Here is a 21,747-nt window from a genome sequence, read left to right as displayed (position 1 = left end):
ACCGCGGCGAGCCGGCGACCCGCCACAGCGGGCCGCGCTCAGGCACGCGCGGGCAGGTACGGGGCCGTCGACGGCAGACCGAGGTCCGAGGGGAGCAGGGAGCCGATCCAGCAGTCCCGGCGCACCCCCTTGTTGTTGATGCCGGAGCGCAGGGTGCCCTCGACGGTGAAGCCCGCGCGTTCCGCCACCGCGCGCGAGGCCTGGTTGCCGACCTCGGCCCGCCACTCGACACGGTCGACACCGACCCCGGAGAAGATCCACCGGCAGGCGGCGAGCGTGGCCTCCACGACGTACCCGCGGCCGCGGTGCTCCTTGGTCGCCCAGAAGCCGACCTCGGCCGTGCCCAGCGAGCGCATCGTGAGGGCGAGCATGGCGGCCAGTTCCCCGCCGGCCGGGAAGACACCGAAGGTGAACATCGACCCCTGCGCCCAGCCCTCGGGGACGAGCTGCTCCGTGAAACCGGCCGCGTGCTCGGGCAGATAGGGCGAGGGGACCGTCGTCCAGCGCTGGATGTCGGGGTCCTGCGCGGCCGCGTACACGGCGTCGGTGTCGGCGGGGCCGACCGCGCGCAGCAGGAGGCGATCCGTGGTGAGCGTGACGGGTTCCATCGCCCGATTGTGCTCGGGTCGCCCGTCCGGGGCCATGGATTTTCGCGATGAGTGAGCGCGCGATCACATTTCGCGTAATTCCGTGCGCCGATGCGGCACTATCCGGATGGACCGCCCGTTGTCCAGGGTGAAGCAGCCGTCGGGCCGCCAGGCCTCCCGGCGCGGCCGGGTCCTCGCATACGATGGCCGTTGCTCAGTACGTCAAGGAAAACCGACCGTCCCAGGCCCGACCGGCAAGGAGACCAGCCCCCGTGTCCGTCCTCTCGAAGATCATGCGTGCAGGCGAAGGCAAGATCCTGCGCAAGCTGCACCGCATCGCGGACCAGGTCAACTCCATCGAAGAGGACTTCGTCGACCTCTCCGACGCCGAGCTGCGGGCCCTCACCGAGGAGTACAGGCAGCGCTACGCCGATGGTGAGAGCCTGGACGACCTGCTCCCCGAGGCGTTCGCCACCGTGCGTGAGGCGGCCAAGCGCGTCCTCGGCCAGCGGCACTACGACGTGCAGCTGATGGGCGGTGCCGCGCTCCACCTCGGCTACGTGGCCGAGATGAAGACCGGTGAGGGCAAGACCCTCGTCGGCACGCTGCCCGCGTACCTGAACGCCCTGTCCGGGGACGGCGTCCACCTCATCACGGTCAACGACTACCTGGCCGAGCGCGACTCCGAGATGATGGGCCGCGTCCACAAGTTCCTGGGCCTGAACGTCGGCTGCATCCTCGCCAACATGACGCCGGCCCAGCGCCGCGAGCAGTACGCGTGCGACATCACCTACGGCACGAACAACGAGTTCGGCTTCGACTACCTGCGCGACAACATGGCGTGGGCGAAGGACGAACTGGTGCAGCGCGGCCACAACTTCGCCATCGTCGACGAGGTCGACTCCATCCTGATCGACGAGGCGCGTACGCCGCTGATCATCTCCGGCCCGGCCGACCAGGCCACCAAGTGGTACGGCGACTTCGCCAAGCTGGTCACCCGCCTCAAGCGCGGCGAGGCCGGCAACCCGCTCAAGGGCGTCGAGGAGACCGGCGACTACGACGTCGACGAGAAGAAGCGCACGGTCGCCATCCACGAGTCCGGCGTCGGCAAGGTCGAGGACTGGCTGGGCATCGACAACCTCTACGAGTCGGTGAACACCCCGCTGGTGGGCTACCTGAACAACGCCATCAAGGCCAAGGAGCTCTTCAAGAAGGACAAGGACTACGTCGTCATCGACGGCGAAGTCATGATCGTCGACGAGCACACCGGCCGTATCCTCGCCGGCCGCCGCTACAACGAGGGCATGCACCAGGCGATCGAGGCGAAGGAAGGGGTGGACATCAAGGACGAGAACCAGACGCTCGCCACGATCACCCTGCAGAACTTCTTCCGCCTCTACAAGAAGCTCTCCGGCATGACCGGTACGGCGATGACCGAGGCCGCCGAGTTCCACCAGATCTACAAGCTCGGCGTGGTCCCGATCCCGACCAACAAGCCGATGGTCCGCAAGGACCAGTCGGACCTGATCTACCGCACCGAGGTGGCGAAGTTCGAGGCGGTCGTGGACGACATCGCCGAGAAGCACGAGAAGGGCCAGCCGATCCTCGTCGGCACGACCTCCGTCGAGAAGTCGGAGTACCTCTCGCAGCAGCTCAGCAAGCGCGGCATCCAGCACGAGGTGCTGAACGCCAAGCACCACGAGCGCGAGGCGCAGATCGTCGCCCAGGCCGGCCGCAAGGGTGCCGTGACGGTGGCCACCAACATGGCCGGCCGTGGTACGGACATCAAGCTCGGCGGCAACCCCGAGGACCTCGCCGAGGCGGAGCTGCGCCAGCGCGGCCTCGACCCCGAGGAGCACATCGAGGAGTGGGCCGCGGCCCTGCCCGCCGCCCTGGAGAAGGCCGCGCAGGCCGTCAAGGCGGAGAAGGACGAGGTCGAGCAGCTCGGCGGGCTCTACGTCCTCGGCACCGAGCGGCACGAGTCGCGGCGGATCGACAACCAGCTGCGCGGTCGTTCCGGCCGTCAGGGCGACCCGGGCGAGTCCCGCTTCTACCTCTCCCTCGGCGACGACCTGATGCGCCTGTTCAAGGCCCAGATGGTCGAGCGCGTGATGTCGATGGCCAACGTGCCCGACGACGTGCCGATCGAGAACAAGATGGTCACGCGCGCGATCGCGTCCGCGCAGGCCCAGGTCGAGACGCAGAACTTCGAGACCCGTAAGAACGTCCTGAAGTACGACGAGGTGCTCAACCGGCAGCGCGAGGTCATCTACGGCGAGCGCCGGCGCGTGCTGGAGGGCGAGGACCTGCACGACCAGATCCGGCACTTCATGGACGACACGATCGAGGCGTACATCCGCGCCGAGACCTCCGAGGGCTTCCCCGAGGACTGGGACCTGGACCGGCTGTGGGGTGCCTTCCGGCAGCTGTACCCGGTGAAGGTAACCATCGACGAGCTGGAGGAGGCGGCCGGCGACCGGGCCGGTCTGACCGCCGAGTTCATCGAGGAGTCCATCAAGGAGGACATCTACGAGCAGTACGAGGGCCGCGAGGCGCAGCTCGGCTCCGAGATCATGCGTGAGCTGGAGCGCCGGGTCGTGCTGTCGGTCCTGGACCGCAAGTGGCGCGAGCACCTCTACGAGATGGACTACCTCCAGGAGGGCATCGGCCTGCGCGCGATGGCGCAGAAGGACCCGCTGGTCGAGTACCAGCGCGAGGGCTTCGACATGTTCACCGCGATGATGGACGGCATCAAGGAGGAGTCCGTCGGCTACCTGTTCAACCTGGAGGTCCAGGTCGAGCAGCAGGTCGAGGAGGTCCCGGTCGAGGAAGCCGCGCCGGTGGGCGAGGGTGTGCAGGACACCGTGCCGGCGCAGGCGGGTGCGCGTCCCGAGATCCGCGCGAAGGGGCTGGACGTTCCGCAGCGGCGGGATCTGCACTTCTCCGCGCCGACGGTGGACGGTGAGGGCGGCATCGTCGAGCGTGACCTGGAGGACGAGGAGCCGGTGCGGTCCGAGTCCGACGGGCTGACCCGGGCGGAGCGGCGGCGGCAGGCCAAGGGCGGGCGCCGCCGTAAGAAGTAACGCGGGCGCTGCTTGAGAAGGGCCGGGTTTCCTTGCGGAAGCCCGGCCCTTCCGCGTTGCCGGTGGTGCACTGCCCGGCCGACGGCGGGCGCGGCTCCCCGCGGGCGCGGGGAGGTGCGCTACGTCTCCTTCAGCCGCGTGACCGGCCACGCCGTGCCCGCGCCCGACCGGCGCCGCAGGCGCACGCCCTTGCCCGCGCCCCTGCCCGGCTGGCGTCGGCAGCGCCCGCCCGTGCCCGACCAGCGTCGCCAGTGCACTCCTGTGCCCGCACCACCGGCGCCCCTGGCGCACGCCCGTGCCCCCGCCCGATCGGCGGCGCCGCGTCACCACGGGCCCGTGCCCGATCGGCGGTGCCGTCGTCACCACGGGCCCGCGCCCGACCGGCGCCCCCGGCGCCCCCGGCGCCCCCGGCGCTCACGGGGCCCGCGCCCGACCGGCGCCGCTGCCACTCACCGGGCCCGTGTCCGGGTGGTGGTGACGGTGTTACGACGGGCCCGTTTCCACTGCTGTGCAGCGCCAGCGGAGGTCCTTGCCGCGTTCCAGGCGGAAGGCCAGGGCGCGGAGCCGGTCGCCGGCGCCGACGCGGGCGAAGACCTCCAGGGCGCCTTCGCTGGGGACGTAGTAGCCGATGTCGTGGACGAAGGGGCGGGGCCCGAGGGTGCGCAGGGGGCTGTGTTCGGCGAGGCGGGCCAGGTCGTCGTACGCGCGGCCCGCGGTGTGGCGGAGCATCCAGTGGACGGGGCGCTGGCCGCTCAGGACGGCCAGCAGACGCTCGGCGAAGAGGTCGGTGGGCCGGGGCTGCCGCAGGGCCGCTCCGGGCAGCGTACGGGCCGTCTCCGGCCGTGCGGCCGTCGGCCGGCTGGGCATGCGGGGCGGGGCGCCGCCGGGGCGGCGGGAGTCGCGGCGAGTCGGCGGGCGGTGCCGCGGGCGGGGCTGGGCGGTACGGCTCATGACCTTGTTCATGGGGGTCCCCGTTCGGCGGGCCCGGGGATACCGGGCGGTAACTAGCTGGTGGGGATCTTGTACGGGGTGCGCCGGGCGCCGGCAAGGAAGGCGCGGCCGGCGGGGGAGGGGCCGCGATGTTCACTTATCCGAGGGACGCGAGGTGTCCGGAAGCCGGTGGTCAGGCGGGCGGACAGGGTGAATTCCGGGCCCGGGGTGGACGCTGGCACGGGTGTGGGCGGGGGCTCGAAAGGGGACGGGCGCACGTATCCTGAAGGCCCTTCGGGAGACGCGCCAGCCGCTCTCCCCGGGGCCAGCGGAGCCTTCGACCCGGAACAGGAAAGAGCGGCCAGCATGCGCGTCTACGTCCCCCTGACCCTCCCCGCTCTCGCCGAGGCGTACAAGACGGGGGAGCTGGGGAGCGGCCCCCTCGTGGCGTACGCCGTCACGCCCGCGCTCCGCGAGTGGTACCTCTCCGAGGACATCGAGGAGCTGGAGTACGCGGCGCTCGGCCGCGCCGCGCAGGCCTCGCTGCGGCTGCTGGCCGCGGACCCGGACGCGGTACGGCGCCGGGTCGTGGTCGCCGTGGACGTGCCCGACGGTGCCGCGAGCGTCGACCCGGACCGCGGGCTGGAACCGGCGGCCCTCGGCGAGGTCACCGTGACGGCGGCGGTGCCGCTCGCGAAGGCCGCCGCCGTGCACGTCGACGCCGAGGACGCGGAGCCGGACGTGGCCGCGGCGGCGGACGCGCTGGAGGCGGCGGACGGCGGGGACGACGACGCGCAGTTCGCCGTGGACGAGGTGGACGACCACGAGCTGCTGTGGTACGCCACGCAGGAGATCCCCAACCTCGTCGGCCTGGGCTGACCCGGCCCGGTCCGGGCGGCGCCTTGATTGTCAGTGGGGGCGGGTACGGTCTTGGACATGGGGATGCACGCAAGCGCGCACATCGTCTGGGACTGGAACGGCACACTGTTCCACGACAATGACGCGATCATCGGGGCGACCAACGCCGCCTTCGCCGAGCTGGGGCTGGCGCCGATCACTCTGGAGCAGTACCGGACGCTGTACTGCGTGCCGGTGCCGAAGTTCTACGAGCGGCTGCTCGGCCGGCTGCCGACCGACACCGAGTGGGAGCTGATGGACGGGGTCTTCCACCGGCACTACGCCGAGCACCGGGTGCGGTGCGGGCTGACCGAGGGGGCCGAGGAGCTGCTCCTCGGGTGGCGGTCGGCGGGACACAGCCAGTCGTTGCTGAGCATGTACGGGCACGAGGAGCTGGTGCCGCTCGTGCGGGGCTTCGGGATCGAGGCGCACTTCATACGGGTCGACGGGCGTACGGGCCCGTCCGGGGGCAGCAAGGCCGAGCACATGGTGCGGCATCTGGAGGCGCTGGCGGGAGTGGTGGCGCCGGAGCGGACCGTGGTGATCGGGGACGCGGCGGACGACGCGGTCGCCGCGCGGCACGTCGGGGCGCGGGCCGTGCTGTACAGCGGCGGGTCGCACAGCCGGGAGAGCCTGGAGCACGTGGGCGTGCCGGTGGTGGACACGCTGGCCGACGCGGTGGCCGAGGCGTGGCGGATGGCGGCGTAGCCCGGGGCCCGGCGTAAGCCTCAGCTCGCCGGTGCCTTGGAGCGCAGCACCTTCAGGAACTCCCGCATCCAGGCCGGGTGGTCCGGCCAGGCACGGGAGGAGACGAGGGTGCCGTCGACGACCGCCTCGGTGTCCTGGAAGCTCGCTCCGGCCGACTGCATGTCCGGCTCCAGCGCGGGGTAGGCCGTGACCCGGCGGCCCCGGAGGGAGTCGATCGCGGCGGTCAGCAGCGGTCCGTGGCAGATCTGGGCGACCGGCTTGTCCGCGTCGAAGAACGCTTTGAGGATCTTGCGGAGTTCGGCGTCGTTGCGCAGGTACTCGGGGGCCCGGCCGCCGGGGATGACGAGGGCCGCGTACTCCCCCGGCTCGACCTCGGAGAAGGCCAGGTCGGCGGGCCAGGTGTAGCCCGGCTTCTCGGTGTAGGTGTCGTAGCCGGGTTCGAAGTCGTGGACGACGAAGCGGAGGGTCTTGCGGGTGGGGGCCGCGATGTGGACCTCGTAGCCTTCCTCCAGCAGCCGCTGGTAGGGGTAGAGGACCTCCAGGGACTCCGCTGCGTCGCCGGTGACGATGAGGATCTTGGTGGGCATGTCGGCTCCTCCGGTCGTACTCCGGGCGGCGGATGGACTGCGGGCACCGTGCCCCCGCCGGGCGCGCTTGCCAAGAGGGCCCGGTTGTTCTTCAGGGTGCCGTCCCGGGCGCGGGGACGCGACCGGGTGACCGAAGACCGGCCACACCGGCCGGCACACCGGCCGGCCGTCCGGACCCCTCCGCGCGGATACGCCACTCGCCCCCGCCCCGCCGCTGTGCAGAATGTCAAACTTCACCCCTCGGTTTTGTACACATACGGCTCATGACGGGTCCGGGGTAAGTGGCGATAGCCTTGTGGCGTGATCAGCGCGATAGCTCGCGGGGGCGATCCTGCTCCTGCCCTGCGCCCGGGTTGCACGGAACACCTCCGTGACCGGGCGGCGGTCGCTGGTCTTCGCGGGCGGGACGGGAGCGCGGACGCTCCCAGGACGCCGAGGACGCTCCGGGACACGGCGGTGCCGAGGGCAGCGTCACAGTCGACGGACGAGCCGAGAATGGCCGAATACCCCCCGCTGATCTCACCTCGCGGCATAGCGTCGGACCGGACCGGACACCCCGGGCCGTGGCGTCGAGCCGGAGGGAAAGAGACCGTACTTCCTTCTACGTCACGCAACGGCGCGCGACAGGAGCCAGAGGACAATGCAGACCAAGCTGGACGAAGCCAAGGCCGAGCTGCTCGAACGGGCCGCCCGGGTAGCTGAGAACAGCCCGGTCGGGGGGCACCTACCGACCGGGACGACGAGCGAGGGCACCCCCGGCACCCCGGACAGCGAATCCGTGCTCGCGTTCCTCCAGCGCTACTACCTGCACACCGCCCCGGAAGACCTCGCCGACCGCGACCCGGTCGACGCCTTCGGCGCCGCGGTCTCGCACTACCGTCTCGCCGAGACCCGCCCGCAGGGCACCGCGAACGTCCGGGTGTACACCCCGACCGTGGAGGAGAACGGGTGGACCTGCAGCCACACCGTGGTAGAAGTCGTCACCGACGACATGCCCTTCCTCGTGGACTCGGTCACCAATGAGCTGACCCGGCAGGGGCGCGGCATCCACGTCGTCATCCACCCGCAGTTCGTGGTCCGGCGGGATCTGACCGGCAAGCTGATCGAGGTGCTGCCGAATCCGCCCGGCGGCGACCTCCCGCACGACGCGCACGTCGAGTCCTGGATCCACGTCGAGATCGACCGGGAGACCGACCGCGCCGACCTGAAGCAGATCTCCGCCGACCTGCTCCGCGTCCTGTCCGACGTCCGCGAGGCCGTCGAGGACTGGGAGAAGATGCGGACCACGGCGACCCTGCTGGCCGACGGCCTGAAGGGCGAGCCCGCCCCCGGCGACCTGCCCGGGGCCGACGTCGAGGAGGCCCGCGAGCTGCTGCGCTGGCTGGCCGACGACCACTTCACCTTCCTCGGGTACCGCGAGTACGAGCTGCGCGAGGACGACACGCTCGCCGCCGTGCCCGGCACCGGGCTCGGCATACTGCGTTCGGACCCGCACCACGCCCAGGAGGACCAGCACCCGGTCAGCCCCTCCTTCGAGCGGCTCCCGGCCGACGCCCGCGCCAAGGCCCGCGAGCACAAGCTGCTGGTGCTGACCAAGGCCAACAGCCGGGCCACCGTGCACCGGCCCTCGTACCTGGACTACATCGGCGTCAAGAAGTTCGACGCGGACGGCAACGTCGTCGGCGAGCGGCGCTTCCTCGGACTGTTCTCCTCCGCCGCGTACACCGAGTCCGTGCGCCGGGTCCCGGTGATCCGCCGCAAGGTCGACGAGGTGCTCCGCCGCGCCGGGTTCTCGCCCCACAGCCACGACGGCCGCGACCTGCTCCAGATCATGGAGACCTACCCGCGCGACGAGCTGTTCCAGACCCCGGTCGCCGAGCTGCAGTCCATCGTCACCAGCGTGCTCTACCTCCAGGAGCGCCGCCGGCTGCGGCTGTACCTGCGCCAGGACGAGTACGGCCGCTACTACTCGGCCCTCGTCTACCTCCCGCGCGACCGCTACACCACCGGCGTGCGCCTGCGGATCATCGACATCCTGAAGGAGGAGCTGGGCGGCACCAGCGTCGACTTCACCGCCTGGAACACCGAGTCGATCCTGTCCCGGCTGCACTTCGTCGTCCGGGTCCCGCAGGGCACCGAGCTGCCCGAGCTGTCGGACGCCGACAAGGAGCGCATCGAGGCCCGCCTGGTCGAGGCGGCCCGCTCCTGGGCCGACGCGTTCGCCGAGGCGCTGACCGCCGAGTGCGGCGAGGAGCGCGCGGCCGAGGTGCTGCGCCGCTACAGCCACGCCTTCCCCGAGGGCTACAAGGCCGACCACAGCCCGCGTGCCGCGGTCGCCGACCTGGTCCACCTGGAGCAGCTGAGCGAGGACAAGGCCTTCTCGCTCAGCCTGTACGAGCCGGTGGGCGCCGCGCCCGAGGAGCGCCGCTTCAAGATCTACCAGAAGGGCGGCACGGTCTCCCTCTCCAAGGTGCTGCCGGTGCTCAGCCGGCTCGGCGTCGAGGTCACGGACGAGCGGCCGTACGAGCTGCGCTGCGCGGACCGCACCACCGCCTGGATCTACGACTTCGGTCTGCGGATGCCGAAGACGCTCGGCGGCGGCAACGGCGACTACCTGGGCGACGACGCCCGCGAGCGGTTCCAGGACGCGTTCGCGGCGACCTGGACCGGGCAGGCCGAGAACGACGGCTTCAACGCGCTCGTCCTGAGCGCCGGGCTGAGCTGGCGGCAGGCGATGGTGCTGCGCGCCTACGCCAAGTACCTGCGGCAGGCCGGTTCGACCTTCTCGCAGGACTACATGGAGGACACCCTCCGCAACAACGTCCACACCACCCGGCTGCTCGTCTCCCTGTTCGAGGCGCGGATGTCCCCGGACCGGCAGAAGGCCGGCCTGGAGATCACCGACGCCCTGCTGGAGGAGCTGGACGCGGCCCTGGAGCAGGTGGCGAGCCTGGACGAGGACCGCATCCTGCGCTCCTTCCTGACCGTCATCAAGGCGACCCTGCGCACGAACTTCTTCCAGGAGGCGCAGGGCGGCAAGCCGCACGACTACGTCTCCATGAAGTTCGACCCGCAGGCCATCCCGGACCTGCCCGCGCCGCGCCCGGCCTACGAGATCTGGGTGTACTCGCCGCGGGTGGAGGGCGTGCACCTGCGCTTCGGCAAGGTCGCGCGCGGCGGCCTGCGCTGGTCGGACCGGCGTGAGGACTTCCGCACGGAGATCCTCGGCCTGGTCAAGGCGCAGATGGTGAAGAACACCGTCATCGTGCCGGTCGGCGCCAAGGGCGGCTTCGTCGCCAAGCAGCTGCCCGACCCGGGCGTGGACCGCGACGCCTGGCTGGCCGAGGGCGTCGCCAGCTACAAGACGTTCATCTCGGCACTGCTGGACATCACCGACAACATGGTGGCCGGCGAGGTCGTGCCGCCGCAGGACGTGGTCCGGCACGACGGGGACGACACCTACCTGGTGGTGGCCGCCGACAAGGGCACCGCGACCTTCTCGGACATCGCCAACGAGGTCGCGAACACCTACAACTTCTGGCTCGGCGACGCCTTCGCCTCCGGCGGCTCGGCCGGCTACGACCACAAGGGCATGGGCATCACCGCGCGCGGCGCCTGGGAGTCCGTGAAACGGCACTTCCGCGAGCTGGGCGTGGACACGCAGACCGAGGACTTCACGGTCGTCGGCATCGGTGACATGTCCGGTGACGTGTTCGGCAACGGCATGCTGCTCTCCGAGCACATCCGCCTGGTCGCCGCCTTCGACCACCGGCACATCTTCATCGACCCCCACCCGGACGCGGCCACCTCCTACGCCGAGCGCCGCCGCCTGTTCGAGCTGCCCCGCTCCAGCTGGGCCGACTACGACACCGGGCTGCTGTCGGCGGGCGGCGGCATCTTCCCGCGCTCCGCCAAGGCGATCCCGCTCAACAGCCACATCCGCCAGGCCCTCGGCATCGAGGACAAGGTCGCCAAGATGACCCCGGCGGACCTGATGAAGGCGATCCTCAAGGCGCCGGTGGACCTGCTGTGGAACGGCGGCATCGGTACGTACGTGAAGTCGTCGGCGGAGTCGAACGCCGACGTCGGCGACAAGGCCAACGACGCGATCCGCGTCGACGGCAGGGACCTGCGGGTCAGGGTCGTCGGCGAGGGCGGCAACCTGGGCCTGACCCAGCTCGGCCGGATCGAGTTCGCCATGCTCGGCGGCAAGATCAACACCGACGCGATCGACAACAGCGCCGGTGTGGACACCTCCGACCACGAGGTGAACATCAAGATCCTGCTGAACGGCCTGGTCACGGACGGCGACATGACCGTCAAGCAGCGCAACAAGCTGCTCGCCGAGATGACCGACGAGGTCGGCGCGCTGGTCCTGCGCAACAACTACGCGCAGAACACCGCCCTGGCCAACGCGCTCCTCCAGGCCAAGGACATGCTCCACGCCCAGCAGCGGTTCATCCGCCACCTGGTGCGCGAGGGCCACCTGGACCGGGCGCTGGAGTTCCTGCCCACCGACCGGCAGATCCGCGAGCGCCTCGCCGGCGGCCAGGGCCTGACCGGTCCGGAGACGGCCGTCGTGATGGCGTACACGAAGATCACGGTGGCCGAGGAACTGCTGCACACCTCGCTGCCGGACGACCCGTACCTGCGCGGTCTGCTGCACGCCTACTTCCCGACGGCGCTGCGCGAGCGGTTCGCCGAGGCGATCGACAACCACCCGCTGCGCCGCGAGATCACCACGACCGTGCTGGTCAACGACACGGTCAACACGGGTGGTACGACGTATCTGCACCGGCTGCGCGAGGAGACCGGGGCCTCCCTGGAGGAGATCGTCCGCGCCCAGACCGCGGCCCGCGCGATCTTCTGCTCGGCACCGGTGTGGGACGCGGTGGAGGCCCTGGACAACAAGGTCGAAGCGGCCGTCCAGACCCGGATCCGGCTGCACTCGCGCCGCCTGGTCGAGCGCGGCACCCGCTGGCTGCTCAACAACCGGCCGCAGCCGCTGCAGCTCGCCGAGACGGTCTCGTTCTTCGCCGACCGGGTCGAGCGGGTCTGGCAGGAGCTGCCGAAGCTGCTGCGCGGCGCGGACCTGGAGTGGTACCAGCACGTGTACGACGAGCTGTCCGCGGCCGGTGTCCCGGACGAACTCGCCACCCGCGTGGCCGGGTTCTCCTCCGCCTTCCCGGCGCTCGACATCGTGTCGGTGGCCGACCGCACGGGCAAGGAGCCGCTGGACGTCGCCGAGATCTACTACGACCTCGCCGACCGGCTGAACATCACCCAGCTGATGGACCGCATCATCGAGCTGCCCCGCGCCGACCGCTGGCAGTCCATGGCCCGCGCCTCGATCCGCGAGGACCTGTACGCGGCCCACGCGGCGCTCACCGCGGACGTCCTGGCCGTCGGGAACGGCACCTCGACGCCCGAGCAGCGCTTCAAGGCCTGGGAGCAGAAGAACGCGGCGATCCTGAGCCGCGCCCGCACCACGCTGGACGAGATCCGCAGCTCCGACTCCTTCGACCTCGCCAACCTGTCGGTGGCGATGCGGACGATGCGGACGCTGCTGCGCACGCACTCGTAGGCGTACGACACGACAGGCGCCCCCGGCCGTGCACCGGGGGCGCCTGTCGCGTTCCCGGGTTCCGGCGTCCTGACGCTCCGGCGGATTTCTTGCCGGCGCCTTGCCGGAAACCTGCGCTGTATTTACCTTTTCCTGCTCTTCGCGGGGCTTCGGATAGGGTCGGCGATGTGCACACCGCGCCGTCAGACACCCAACCGGTGAGCCCCACGGCATCGCCGAGCGGCTCCGCGTCGCGCGCCGCCCGTACGCTGCCGCAGCTCGCCGCCGCGCTCGTGGTGGTGCTGCTGCTCCTCGTCGTCGTCCGCCTGCCGTGGGCGGGTGACCTGGGCATGCACGCGGCCACCGTCCAGCGCCTCGCGCACAGCCTGCTGCACCCCGGCAACCCGCTGGTCGACGCCGGCACGCCGAGCCCCTACTACTCGCCGTGGATGCTGCTGCTCGGTGTCGTCGCCAAGCTGACGGGCCTCTCCGTCTTCGTGGTGCTGCGGCTGGCCGCGCTCACCGGGCTGGCCCTGCTGGTGACCGGGGTCCTGCGGTACGTCCGCACGCTCAGCGCCCATCGCGCCGCGCCCGCCCTGGCCCTGCTGAGCCTGCTGCTGCTCTGGGGGCCGGTGCTGTTCAACTGGAGTGGCTTCCTCGGGCTGAACTCCCTCGCCCTGACGGTGGCGTACCCCAGCGTGTTCGCACTCGGGCTCAGCTTCCACTTCTGGGCCTGGCTGACGCGGGCACTGCGCGCGGAGGCCGCGTGGGGGGTGTGGCCGGCCCTGGGGGTGCTGTGGGCGCTGATCCTGCTGTGCCACCAGTTCACCGGGGTGGTGGCGTCCCTGGGCGCCCTGGCCATGGTGCTCGCGGCGAAGCCGGCGCGGGGGCTGCTGCCGCGGCTCGGTGCCGGGCTGGTCCCGGGGCTGCTGGTGCTGTGGCTCTGGCCGTACTACGACTTCTTCGCGCTGTTCTCCGCGGGCGCGGACCTGGAGGCCATCCACCAGCCGCTCTACCAGGACCTGGCCGGGCGGTTCGGGCTCGTGCTGCTCGGGGTGGCGGCGCTGGGCCTGCGCCGGCGGCGGGACCACCGGGACCCGCTGGTCCTCTTCTTCCTCCTCGGCGCGCTGGTGTTCACGGCGGGGGGCCTGACCGGGCACTACTCCTGGGGCCGTGCCCTGCCCGCCGCGCTGATCCCGGCGCAGCTCGCGGCCGCGCTGGAAACGGTGTCGGCGGGGCGGCGGGCCGTGCGGCGGGGGTGGGCGTGTGTGCTGCTCGCCGCGCTGGCGGTGGGGGCGTGGACGCAGGCCGGGACGCTCGGGTACGTGGTGGACCGGGGGGCGCTGCCGGGGGTGGTCGCCGAGAAGTACCGGACGCCGTGGGTGGGTTACCAGTGGATCATGCGGGCCGGGGTGAAGTACGGGGACGTGGTGATGGCTCGTACGTTCCCGGCCCGGCAGATCCCCGCGTACGGTCCGTACACCGTGGCGCCGGGGTATCCGGATGTGTTCCTTCCCGATGCGGGGCGTCGGGATACGGCGGTGGAGCGGTACTTCTCCGGGGGGACGGGGGCGGCGGAACGGCGGGGGATCCTGCGGGAGTACGGGGTGCGGTGGGTCGTCGGAGGTACGTCGGCGAAGGCACCCTGGCTTCGCAAGGTGGCCGTCGGCCCGGGGCACCAGGTCCTGTACCGAGTGCTCCCCTGAGCCGTACGAGGGCGGGTCGCTTACCGGCGCCGGCAGGGTGCCGCCCGCGCCCGCCCGTGCCGCCCCTGCGGCACGACTGCCCGCAGGCCGCGGCGTGCCTCAGGGGCGGTCCCGGTCTACTTCAGCACGCTCGCTGCCAGGCGGGCGGCGTTCTTGAGGCGGGGGTGGGCCAGGCGGTGGAGCAAGGGGCGGGTGACGTGGGCCGTCACGCCGACGGGGGCCCAGCGGATCTGCAGGCGGCCGGGGTTGCGGGATTCCGGTTCGATCGTGAGGTCGTGGGGGGCCGCGCCCGAGTGGTAGGGGATGCGGACGGTGCGCGCCGGGAAGTCCAGCGGAGCGAGCAGCAGCGCCGAGTTGGAAAGGCCCTGCTGGTCCAGGCGGACCAGGGGGTGCCGCAGGCCGGCGAAGCCGTGGAGCGGGACCTGCGCGGCGGCCAGGTCCAGCCGGACCGTGCCCTCGAAGACGCCGGGGCGGACCGGGTCGAGGCGGAAGGGGATCGTCATGCGGCGTCTGCCGGGAGTCAGGAGCAGTGACGCGCGCTGGGGCCCGACCGGCAGCCGCAGACCGGGGTCGTAGGTGCGGACAGCGAGGACGAGGGACGCGCCGGGACCGGGCGTCAGCTCCGTGATCTCGTGGCGGAACTGGGCGGTCGGGAACGGCCGGGTGTCCAGCTCCAGCTCGGAGACGTCGAGCTCGCGTCGGGCGCGGTCGGTCGACGGGACGCTGTCGCCCCAGTAGGGAACGCCGTCGGGGCCGGTCGTCACCTGCCGCGGCGCCACCGCGTGGCCCAGCCCGCGCGCCGCCAGCCGCACCTCGGCCAGGCGGCCGTCGCGCAGCAGCTCCAGCACCACCCGCTCGGGGCGGGGCAGCCGGGCGTACGCGTCGGGGGAGAGCGTGTCCAGGTAGGGGGTCATGAGGTCCGCGAAGGACGCCAGCCACTCCTCGTCCCGGTACGGCAGGTCGCCCGCGTACATCCGGAAGTCGTGCTTGAGGAACTTGAAGTCCTTGTCCTCCCGCAGCCCCGCGCGCCCGCTGCTCACCAGGAAGTCGTCGATCAGCCGCTGGACGTGGACCCGGTCGCGGACGTTGGAGATCTTGTGCCGCTGGTTGGAGATGGAGGCCGAGGCCGCCGCGGCGAACGGCTCGATGTACCAGACGTACACCGGGTCCGGGATGATCGTGAACGCCTTCGCCAGGCAGTACGCCTGCGCCGAGAACAGCTGGTCCTCGTAGTGGATGCCCTCGGGGAAGCGCAGCTCGTGGCGGTCGAGGAAGGCGCGGGCGTACATCTTGCTGGTCGACAGGTGCTCGAAGAGGAGCCGGGGGTCCTGCTCGATGCCCTCCACCGTGCGGCGTTCGGCGACCAGGTGCGGCATCCACGTGGTGCGGCGGCCGTTGTCCACCCGGACCCGGCGGACCGCGCCCATGGTGAAGTCCACCTCCCGCTCGCGGTGCGCGGCGAGCAGCAGTTCCACCGCGCGCGGCGGGAGTTCGTCGTCGCTGTCGAGGAACATCAGGTACGGCGCCCGGGCGATCTCGATGGCCCGGTTGCGCGGGGCACTGCACCCGCCGCTGTTCTCCGGCAGGCGGATGTAGCGGATCCGGTGGTCCTGGGCCGCCAGCTCCCGGGCCACCGCGGGCGTGTCGTCCGTCGAGTGGTCGTCGCTGATGACGATCTCGATGTTCGCGTGGGTCTGCGCGCGCAGCGAGGCGACCGCGCGGGGAAGGCGAGCCGCGTCGTTGAAGACGATGACCGTGACCGTGACGTCGGGGGTGGTCATGCCGTGGCCTCCTCGGGGGTCGGGGCGGGGGTGCGGTCCTCCAGGGGGAGCACCGGTGGCAGGGCGTCCTCGGGTTCGCCCAGGAACACCCGGCGTACGACCCGTTCGGCGGCGCGTCCGTCGTCGTACTCGCAGAACCGGCGCCGGAACGCGGCCCGCGCCTTGGCCGCGCCGTCGTCGCGCCAGGCGCCGGAGACGAAGATCTCCGCCAGCTCCTCCTGGGTGCGGGCGACCTGGCCGGGGTGTTCGGCCATCAGGTCGAAGTAGACGCCCCGGGTGGTCCGGTACGTCTCCCAGTCGTCGGCGTAGATCACGATCGGGCGGTCCAGGTTGGCGTAGTCGAACATGATCGAGGAGTAGTCCGTGACCAGTGCGTCGGCGGCCAGGCAGAGTTCCTCCACGGGGTCGTAGGAGGAGACGTCGATGATCCGGCCGGAGCGGCGCAGGCCGGTCAGCGGGGAGGCGGCGCCGCCGTAGAAGTAGTGGGCGCGCACCAGCAGGACGGTGTTCTCACCGAGGCGGTCGGCGAGGGCGGCGAGGTCGAGGCGCGGGGTGAAGCCGGCCTCGTAGTCGCGGTGGGTGGGGGCGTAGAGGACGGCCGTCTTCCCGGGCGCGATGCCGAGGCGGTCGCGGGCGGCGCGGACGTCGGCGGCGGTGGCCCGGTAGAAGACGTCGTTGCGCGGATAGCCGTAGTCCAGGGGCGTGTAGCGGGACGGGTAGGCGCGCTCCCACATGCGGGTGGAGTGACTGTTGGCGCTGACGCTGTAGTCCCACTTGTCGATGCGGGCCAGCAGGGCGGCGAAGTCCAGGCCCTTGGCGGCGGCCGGGTGGTCCATCTGGTCCAGGCCCATCCGCTTGAGCGGGGTGCCGTGGTGGGTCTGGAGGTGGACCGCGTCCGGGCGTTTGACGACCGCGTTGGGGAAGTTGACGTTGTTCGTCAGGTACTTCGCGGTGGCCAGGGTCTCCCAGTAGCGGCGGGTGCCGGGGACCACGTGGTCGGTGCCGGGCGGCAGCAGGGCCGCGTTCTCCTTGTTCACCACCCACACCGGGTGGATGTGCGGGGCGAGTTCGGCGAGCTTCGCGGCGATCGCGGCCGGGTTGCAGGACACCCCGCGCTCCCAGTAGGCGGCGAACACGGCGAGGTTCGGGTCCACCGGGCGGCTCAGCGCGCGCTGGTACTGGCGGTCGCGGACCTTGGCGCCCAGCCGCCGCTTGCGGGTGCGTACGGCCTTGCGGGCGGCGCGGCGGGTGCGGTTGGCCGTCTGGAACGCCCGGTACTTGGTGTAGGCGCCCTCCTCCAGCAGCCCGTGGCGTACGCCCTCCAGGCCCGCCGGGCGCCGGTGGCCCTCGGGGCGCCAGCGGACGGCGGCCAGGGAGGCGCGGCGGAAGAACTCGCGGGCCACCGGGTCGGGCAGGTCCTCGCGGGCGAAGGTGCGGATGAGGTCGCGCACCATCAGGTCGTACAGCACCGTGCGGGGGGCGCGGCGGTCCTTGGTGAGCGCGAGCAGGGACTCGTAGTGGTCGACGAGCCTGAGCCGGTCCTCGGGGACGCGCGGCGGCAGGCTCTCGGGGCGCAGCACCCGGTGCTCGTACGCCGTCTGGTTCAGGCAGGCGACGCGGCCGGCGAGGAGCAGGGCCGTGTGGGCGGCGCGGGGCTCGTCGTCGGTGTTCAGCTGCTCCTCGTGGGCCTGCCAGAACGCGGCGCGCAGGGCGCGGTTGCCGAGCAGCGGGGTGAGCCGCAGCAGGTCGGCGGCCTGGTCCAGGGGCAGGCCCGCGCGGCCGACGGCGGCGAGGTGGCGGCCGTCGCGGGAGGGCCGGGCGGCGGTCTGCCAGGTGGTGGTGACGTGGTCGAAGAGGAGGACGTCCACGGGGGTGTCCGGCGCCGTGCTCGCGGCGTCCAGCTCGGCGGTCCGCTCGGCGATCAGGCGGGGCGCGCCGGCCGGCAGGCCGTCCTCGGCGTGGACGAAGTGCAGCCAGCGGCCGGTGGCGCGGGCGGCGCCGGCCGCCCGGGCCGCCGCGTCACCGGTGCCGTCCGGCAGCGGGACGACGATCGTCTCGGGGGCGTGGGCCTCGGCCGTCTCCCGCGCCCACGCGCCGACCGCGGCGACGATCACCTCGGCGTCGGGGAGGGGGTGGGACTCCAGGGAACCGAGCAGCTCGGTCAGATGCCCCTGTGCGTTCGGCCCGTAGACGATCACACTCAACTGGGGCATCGCAGTGGACTCCTTCGGATTGATGTCTCCGGACGCAACCCTTCATAACATACTGTCACTAAGCGGATGAAAGGGATGGCTGCGCCCGGCGTAAGAGAGGGCTCAGGAGGGAAGAGGCACTTTGGGCGCGTCCGGTTGCGATGTGTCCGCCTTCGTGCCGGACGCTTCCGTGTTCTTCACTTCCCCTTTCGGGCCGGTGGCCTTCGGTTCCGGTTTCTTCTGCTCCGGGGCCTTCGCCGCAGGCTTCCCGGGGGCCGGCTTCTTGTCGCCGGTGAAGGCCTCGTACTCCTTCATGACCTCCTCGGTCGGACCGTCCATGCGCAGTTCGCCGCGCTCCAGCCACAGCACCCGCTCGCAGGTGTCCCGGATCGACTTGTTGTTGTGGCTGACCAGGAAGACGGTTCCGGCGCATCGGCAGGGTGATGAAGTCGCCCTTCTCGTTGATCCCGGAGAAGTCGACGATGTCCTGGTAGCGCTCCTTGATCTGCTCCCGGGACATGCCCATGGCCAGGCCGCCGAGGTAGATGTTCCGCTCGCCCGTGAGGTCGTTCATCAGCGCCGCGTTCACGCCCAGCAGGGAGGGCTGGCCGTCGGTGAAGATGTGCCCGCTCTCCACCGGGAGCAGGCCCGCGACCGCCTTGAGCAGGGTGGACTTGCCGGAGCCGTTGGTGCCGATGAGCCCGATGGCCTCGCCCCGGTAGGCGACGAACGACACCTTCTTGACCGCGTGCACCCGGCGTACGCCGGCCGCCCGCTCGGTCTGCTTGCGGCGCAGGATGCGGTTGAGGGCGGCGGTGGCGGAGCCGCGGCCGGCACCGGTGCCGTTGACCCGGTAGACGATGTCGACGTCGTCCGCGACGACGGTGGGGATCTTCTCGCTGTGCTCAGCCACGGCCGTACGTCTCCTCAGCCTTCCAGAAGTAGATGAAGCCGCCGATGCCGGCGAGCAGGGCCCAGCCGACGGCCACCGCCCAGACGTGCGGGGGCAGGGATCCGGCGTGGAAGCTGTCGATCAGCGCGAACCGCATGAGGTCGATGTAGACCGCGGCCGGGTTGAGCTCCAGCAGGACGGTGACGATGTGCGGCAGGTCGTCCTTCTTGGCCAGCTTGTCGATGCTCCACATCACGCCGGACACGTACATCCAGGTGCGCAGCACGAACGGCATCAGCTGCGCGATGTCGGGGGTCTTGGCGCCCATCCGGGCCACGATCATCGACACCCCGGCGTTGAACGTGAACTGCAGCACGAGCGCCGGGAGCGCCAGCGCCCAGGACGCGGCGACCGGCACGCCGAAGCAGAGCAGGATGACGACCAGGGCGGCCATCGAGAACAACAGCTGCTGGAGCTGCTGGAGGGCGAAGGAGATCGGCAGGGCGGCACGCGGGAAGTGCAGCGCGCGGACCAGGCCGAGGTTGCCGGAGATCGCGCGGGTGCCCGCCATGATCGAGCTCTGCGTGAACGTCCAGATGAACACGCCCGTGACCAGGAACGGGACGTAGTCCGGGACGTTGTGCTTGGTGCCGAGCAGCACGCCGAAGATGAAGTAGTACACCGCCGCGTTCAGCAGCGGGGTCATGACCTGCCAGACCTGGCCGAGCTTCGCCTGGCTGTACTGCGCGGTCAGCTTGGCGGTGGCGAAGGCGCTGATGAAGTGCCGGCGGGCCCACAGCTGGCGGACGTACTCCGGCAGGGAGGGGCGGGCGCCGCTGACCGTCAGGCCGTGCCGGGCCGCCAGTGCCGCGAGGTCGTCGTCGGCCGGGGCCTGGGTCGGGGGCGGTGTGTGGAGGACCTGGCTCACATCCGCTGCTTTCGCTCGGGGGGAGGGGGTGCTGCGCCCGACTTTCGCCGGGAACGCCGCGTTCGTTCCCGTCGTCCGGCGTTTCCTTACGCTTTCCTTCACGTTCTCTTACGTCGGGACGGGACCGTATCGTCGCCACGCGAGCGTAGGGCCAATCGACGTCGGAACGCAACCGTTTCGTCGTGACGCCCCTATGCTGTGCGGTATGACGACGAACGCCGCCGGGCCCGCCGACGAGCCGCCGGTGCGTGCGCGCCGCCGGGCGCCCGCCGGGGCGGCCGTGCTCCGGGAGGACGTGACCGAGGCCATCCGGGCGGCCGTCTTCGAGGAGCTGGCGGCCGCCGGCTACGCGCGCATGTCCATCGAGGGGATCGCCCGGCGGGCCGGGGTCGGCAAGACGGCGGTGTACCGGCGGTGGCGCTCGAAGCTGCACCTGGTGCTGGACGTGGTGTCGGCGCTGGCGGTGACCGGCTTCCCGGTGCCGGACACCGGCTCCCTGGAGGGGGACCTGCGGCTTCTGTACGAGGTCACGTCCCGCGCGCTGCGGCATCCGGTGGCGTCGCAGATCATTCCCGACCTCCAGGCCGAGGCGGCCCGCAACCCCGACCTGGCGGAGGCCTTCCAGAGGGCGCTGCGGGACGGTCAGGAGGGGGTGGCCAGCCGGATCGTGGCGGCGGCGGAGACGCGGGGCGAGCTGCCGGCGGGGCTCGATCCCGAGCTGGCCCTGGACCTGATCTCCGGGCCGCTGTACTGGCGCGCGGTGGTGATCCGCTCACCCAAGCTGCCCAAGGGCTACCTGGAGAAGCTGGCCCGGGCCACGGCGGGGGCGCTCAAGGCGCTGTGAGGGCTCCCGCAGGAGCCCCGCACCACGGCCCCCCTACGCCCATTCACGCCCACTCACGCCCCTTACGACCGCGCCGCCTCCGGGTGGGCCCGTACCCAGCCCTCCCACGCCGACGTGATCATGTCCTGGACGTCGTACTTGGCCTGCCAGCCCAGTTCCGTGGCGATGCGGGCGGCCGAGGCGACCACCCGGGCGGGGTCGCCGGGGCGGCGCGGGGTGACCGTCGGGGGGCGGTCGTAGCCGGTGACCGCGTTGACGCGGTCGATCATCTCGCGGACCGACACGCCCTCACCGCGGCCGATGTTGAGGGTGAGGTGGGTGCCGGGCGCGGAGCGCAGCGCGCGGGCGACGGTCACATGGGCCTCGGCCAGGTCGACCACGTGGATGTAGTCACGGACGCACGTGCCGTCGGGCGTCGGGTAGTCGTCTCCGAAGATCCGCGGCGCCGCGCCCTCGGTGAGCCGCTCGAACACCATCGGGATCAGGTTGGACACACCGGTGTCGGCCAGCTCGGGGCCGGCCGCGCCCGCCACGTTGAAGTAGCGCAGCGCCGCCGTGGCCATGCCGGTCGCCCGGCCCGCGGCCCGCACGAGCCACTCGCCGGCCAGCTTCGTCTCGCCGTAGGGGGACAGCGGCAGGCAGGGTGTCTCCTCGGTCACCAGGTCCACGTCGGGCATGCCGTAGACGGCCGCGGAGGAGGAGAACAGGAAGGACGGGATCTGCGCCGCCGTCACCGCTTCCAGCAGCACGCGCAGGCCCTCGACGTTCTCCCGGTAGTAGTGCAGCGGGCGCTCCACCGACTCGCCCACCTGCTTCTTCGCCGCCAGGTGGACGACACCGGTGATCTCGTGCTCGGCGAGGGCGCGGGCCAGCCGGTCCGCGTCCAGGACCGAGCCGCGCACCAGTGGGACCTCGGCCGGCACGCGCGCGGCGAGCCCCGTGGACAGGTCGTCGTAGACGACCGCGCGCTCGCCCGCCTCGGTCATCGCCCGTACGACGTGCGCCCCGATGTATCCGGCGCCGCCGGTGATCAGCCAGGTCATTGCGGC

General features: G+C 71.7%; 13 protein-coding genes and 1 pseudogene. 6 read left to right on the top strand and 8 right to left on the bottom strand.

Features of this window, described 5'->3' with window-relative positions; all coding sequences use genetic code 11:
* Positions 1–38 precede the first annotated feature (38 nt).
* On the bottom strand, positions 39–608 hold the full coding sequence (locus tag IG05_RS0137220; RefSeq protein ID WP_030348537.1) for a GNAT family N-acetyltransferase: 570 nt from the start codon (positions 606–608) through the stop codon (positions 39–41).
* Positions 609–859: 251 nt separating this feature from the next.
* On the opposite strand from IG05_RS0137220, the gene secA reads away from it, so the two are divergent.
* Positions 860–3,670 (top strand): preprotein translocase subunit SecA, encoded by a 2,811-nt coding sequence (gene secA, locus IG05_RS0137215; protein WP_030348536.1) that lies wholly within the window; start codon positions 860–862, stop codon positions 3,668–3,670.
* Between the two features lie 483 nt (positions 3,671–4,153).
* Here the strand turns inward: secA and IG05_RS0137210 are convergent, their stop codons facing one another.
* A complete protein-coding gene (locus IG05_RS0137210; protein ID WP_030348535.1) occupies positions 4,154–4,633 on the bottom strand; it encodes an Rv3235 family protein in 480 nt (159 codons plus the stop codon).
* Between the two features lie 333 nt (positions 4,634–4,966).
* On the opposite strand from IG05_RS0137210, the gene IG05_RS0137205 reads away from it, so the two are divergent.
* On the top strand, positions 4,967–5,479 hold the full coding sequence (locus tag IG05_RS0137205; RefSeq protein ID WP_030348534.1) for a DUF6912 family protein: 513 nt from the start codon (positions 4,967–4,969) through the stop codon (positions 5,477–5,479).
* A gap of 57 nt (positions 5,480–5,536) precedes the next feature.
* Positions 5,537–6,205: an HAD family hydrolase gene (locus IG05_RS0137200; protein WP_030348533.1), complete on the top strand. Its 669-nt coding sequence runs from the start codon at positions 5,537–5,539 to the stop codon at positions 6,203–6,205.
* A 20-nt stretch (positions 6,206–6,225) separates the two neighbouring features.
* Here IG05_RS0137200 and IG05_RS0137195 read toward each other — a convergent pair whose 3' ends face one another.
* Positions 6,226–6,792, bottom strand: coding sequence for a DJ-1/PfpI family protein (locus IG05_RS0137195; RefSeq protein WP_030348532.1), 567 nt, complete (start codon positions 6,790–6,792; stop codon positions 6,226–6,228).
* Between the two features lie 640 nt (positions 6,793–7,432).
* Here IG05_RS0137195 and IG05_RS0137190 point away from each other — a divergent pair.
* Both IG05_RS0137190 and IG05_RS0137185 read left to right on the top strand, forming a co-directional pair.
* The gene (locus IG05_RS0137190; protein WP_030348531.1) at positions 7,433–12,376 is read left to right on the top strand and encodes an NAD-glutamate dehydrogenase; all 4,944 of its coding nucleotides are present in this window, start codon (positions 7,433–7,435) and stop codon (positions 12,374–12,376) included.
* 197 nt (positions 12,377–12,573) lie between these two features.
* Entirely contained in the window at positions 12,574–14,061 is a 1,488-nt protein-coding gene (locus tag IG05_RS0137185; protein WP_051790658.1) for a hypothetical protein, read from the top strand.
* A 116-nt stretch (positions 14,062–14,177) separates the two neighbouring features.
* On the opposite strand, the gene IG05_RS0137180 is transcribed toward IG05_RS0137185, so the two are convergent.
* The 4 genes and pseudogenes from IG05_RS0137180 to IG05_RS0137165 form a co-directional block, all read right to left on the bottom strand.
* Positions 14,178–15,842 (bottom strand): glycosyltransferase family 2 protein, encoded by a 1,665-nt coding sequence (locus tag IG05_RS0137180; protein ID WP_030348529.1) that lies wholly within the window; start codon positions 15,840–15,842, stop codon positions 14,178–14,180.
* Complete coding sequence (locus IG05_RS0137175; RefSeq protein ID WP_030348528.1) at positions 15,839–18,055, bottom strand: CDP-glycerol glycerophosphotransferase family protein; 2,217 nt, start codon at positions 18,053–18,055, stop codon at positions 15,839–15,841. Before IG05_RS0137175 ends, IG05_RS0137180 begins: the two co-directional genes overlap by 4 nt.
* Before the next feature lie 198 nt (positions 18,056–18,253).
* A pseudogene (locus IG05_RS42805) lies at positions 18,254–18,947 on the bottom strand (ABC transporter ATP-binding protein); the annotation flags it as partial.
* Positions 18,940–19,854, bottom strand: coding sequence for an ABC transporter permease (locus IG05_RS0137165; RefSeq protein WP_030348527.1), 915 nt, complete (start codon positions 19,852–19,854; stop codon positions 18,940–18,942). The gene IG05_RS0137165 and the pseudogene IG05_RS42805, both read right to left, overlap by 8 nt.
* A 205-nt stretch (positions 19,855–20,059) precedes the next feature.
* On the opposite strand from IG05_RS0137165, the gene IG05_RS0137160 reads away from it, so the two are divergent.
* Positions 20,060–20,698 (top strand): TetR/AcrR family transcriptional regulator, encoded by a 639-nt coding sequence (locus tag IG05_RS0137160; RefSeq protein ID WP_037815447.1) that lies wholly within the window; start codon positions 20,060–20,062, stop codon positions 20,696–20,698.
* A 62-nt stretch (positions 20,699–20,760) separates the two neighbouring features.
* Here the strand turns inward: IG05_RS0137160 and galE are convergent, their stop codons facing one another.
* Positions 20,761–21,741 carry a UDP-glucose 4-epimerase GalE gene (gene galE / locus IG05_RS0137155; protein WP_030348525.1) on the bottom strand — a complete coding sequence of 327 codons (981 nt, stop codon included), beginning with the start codon at positions 21,739–21,741 and terminating at the stop codon, positions 20,761–20,763.
* Between the last annotated feature and the right edge of the window lie 6 nt (positions 21,742–21,747).

Source organism: Streptomyces sp. NRRL S-1022 (assembly GCF_000720135.1).
In the GTDB taxonomy this organism is placed as follows: domain Bacteria; phylum Actinomycetota; class Actinomycetes; order Streptomycetales; family Streptomycetaceae; genus Streptomyces.
This window is presented reverse-complemented; position numbering and strand designations above follow the sequence as displayed.

Excerpts from the sequence above, each read along its gene's own strand:
- IG05_RS0137220 (WP_030348537.1), bottom strand. The coding sequence starts at position 608 with ATGGAACCCGTCACGCTCACCACGGATCGCCTCCTGCTGCGCGCGGTC.
- IG05_RS0137210 (WP_030348535.1), bottom strand. The coding sequence starts at position 4,633 with ATGAACAAGGTCATGAGCCGTACCGCCCAGCCCCGCCCGCGGCACCGC.
- IG05_RS0137205 (WP_030348534.1), top strand. The coding sequence starts at position 4,967 with ATGCGCGTCTACGTCCCCCTGACCCTCCCCGCTCTCGCCGAGGCGTAC.
- IG05_RS0137200 (WP_030348533.1), top strand. The coding sequence starts at position 5,537 with ATGGGGATGCACGCAAGCGCGCACATCGTCTGGGACTGGAACGGCACA.
- IG05_RS0137195 (WP_030348532.1), bottom strand. The coding sequence starts at position 6,792 with ATGCCCACCAAGATCCTCATCGTCACCGGCGACGCAGCGGAGTCCCTG.
- IG05_RS0137190 (WP_030348531.1), top strand. The coding sequence starts at position 7,433 with ATGCAGACCAAGCTGGACGAAGCCAAGGCCGAGCTGCTCGAACGGGCC.
- IG05_RS0137180 (WP_030348529.1), bottom strand. The coding sequence starts at position 15,842 with ATGACCACCCCCGACGTCACGGTCACGGTCATCGTCTTCAACGACGCG.
- IG05_RS0137175 (WP_030348528.1), bottom strand. The coding sequence starts at position 18,055 with ATGCCCCAGTTGAGTGTGATCGTCTACGGGCCGAACGCACAGGGGCAT.
- IG05_RS0137160 (WP_037815447.1), top strand. The coding sequence starts at position 20,060 with ATGACGACGAACGCCGCCGGGCCCGCCGACGAGCCGCCGGTGCGTGCG.
- galE (WP_030348525.1), bottom strand. The coding sequence starts at position 21,741 with ATGACCTGGCTGATCACCGGCGGCGCCGGATACATCGGGGCGCACGTC.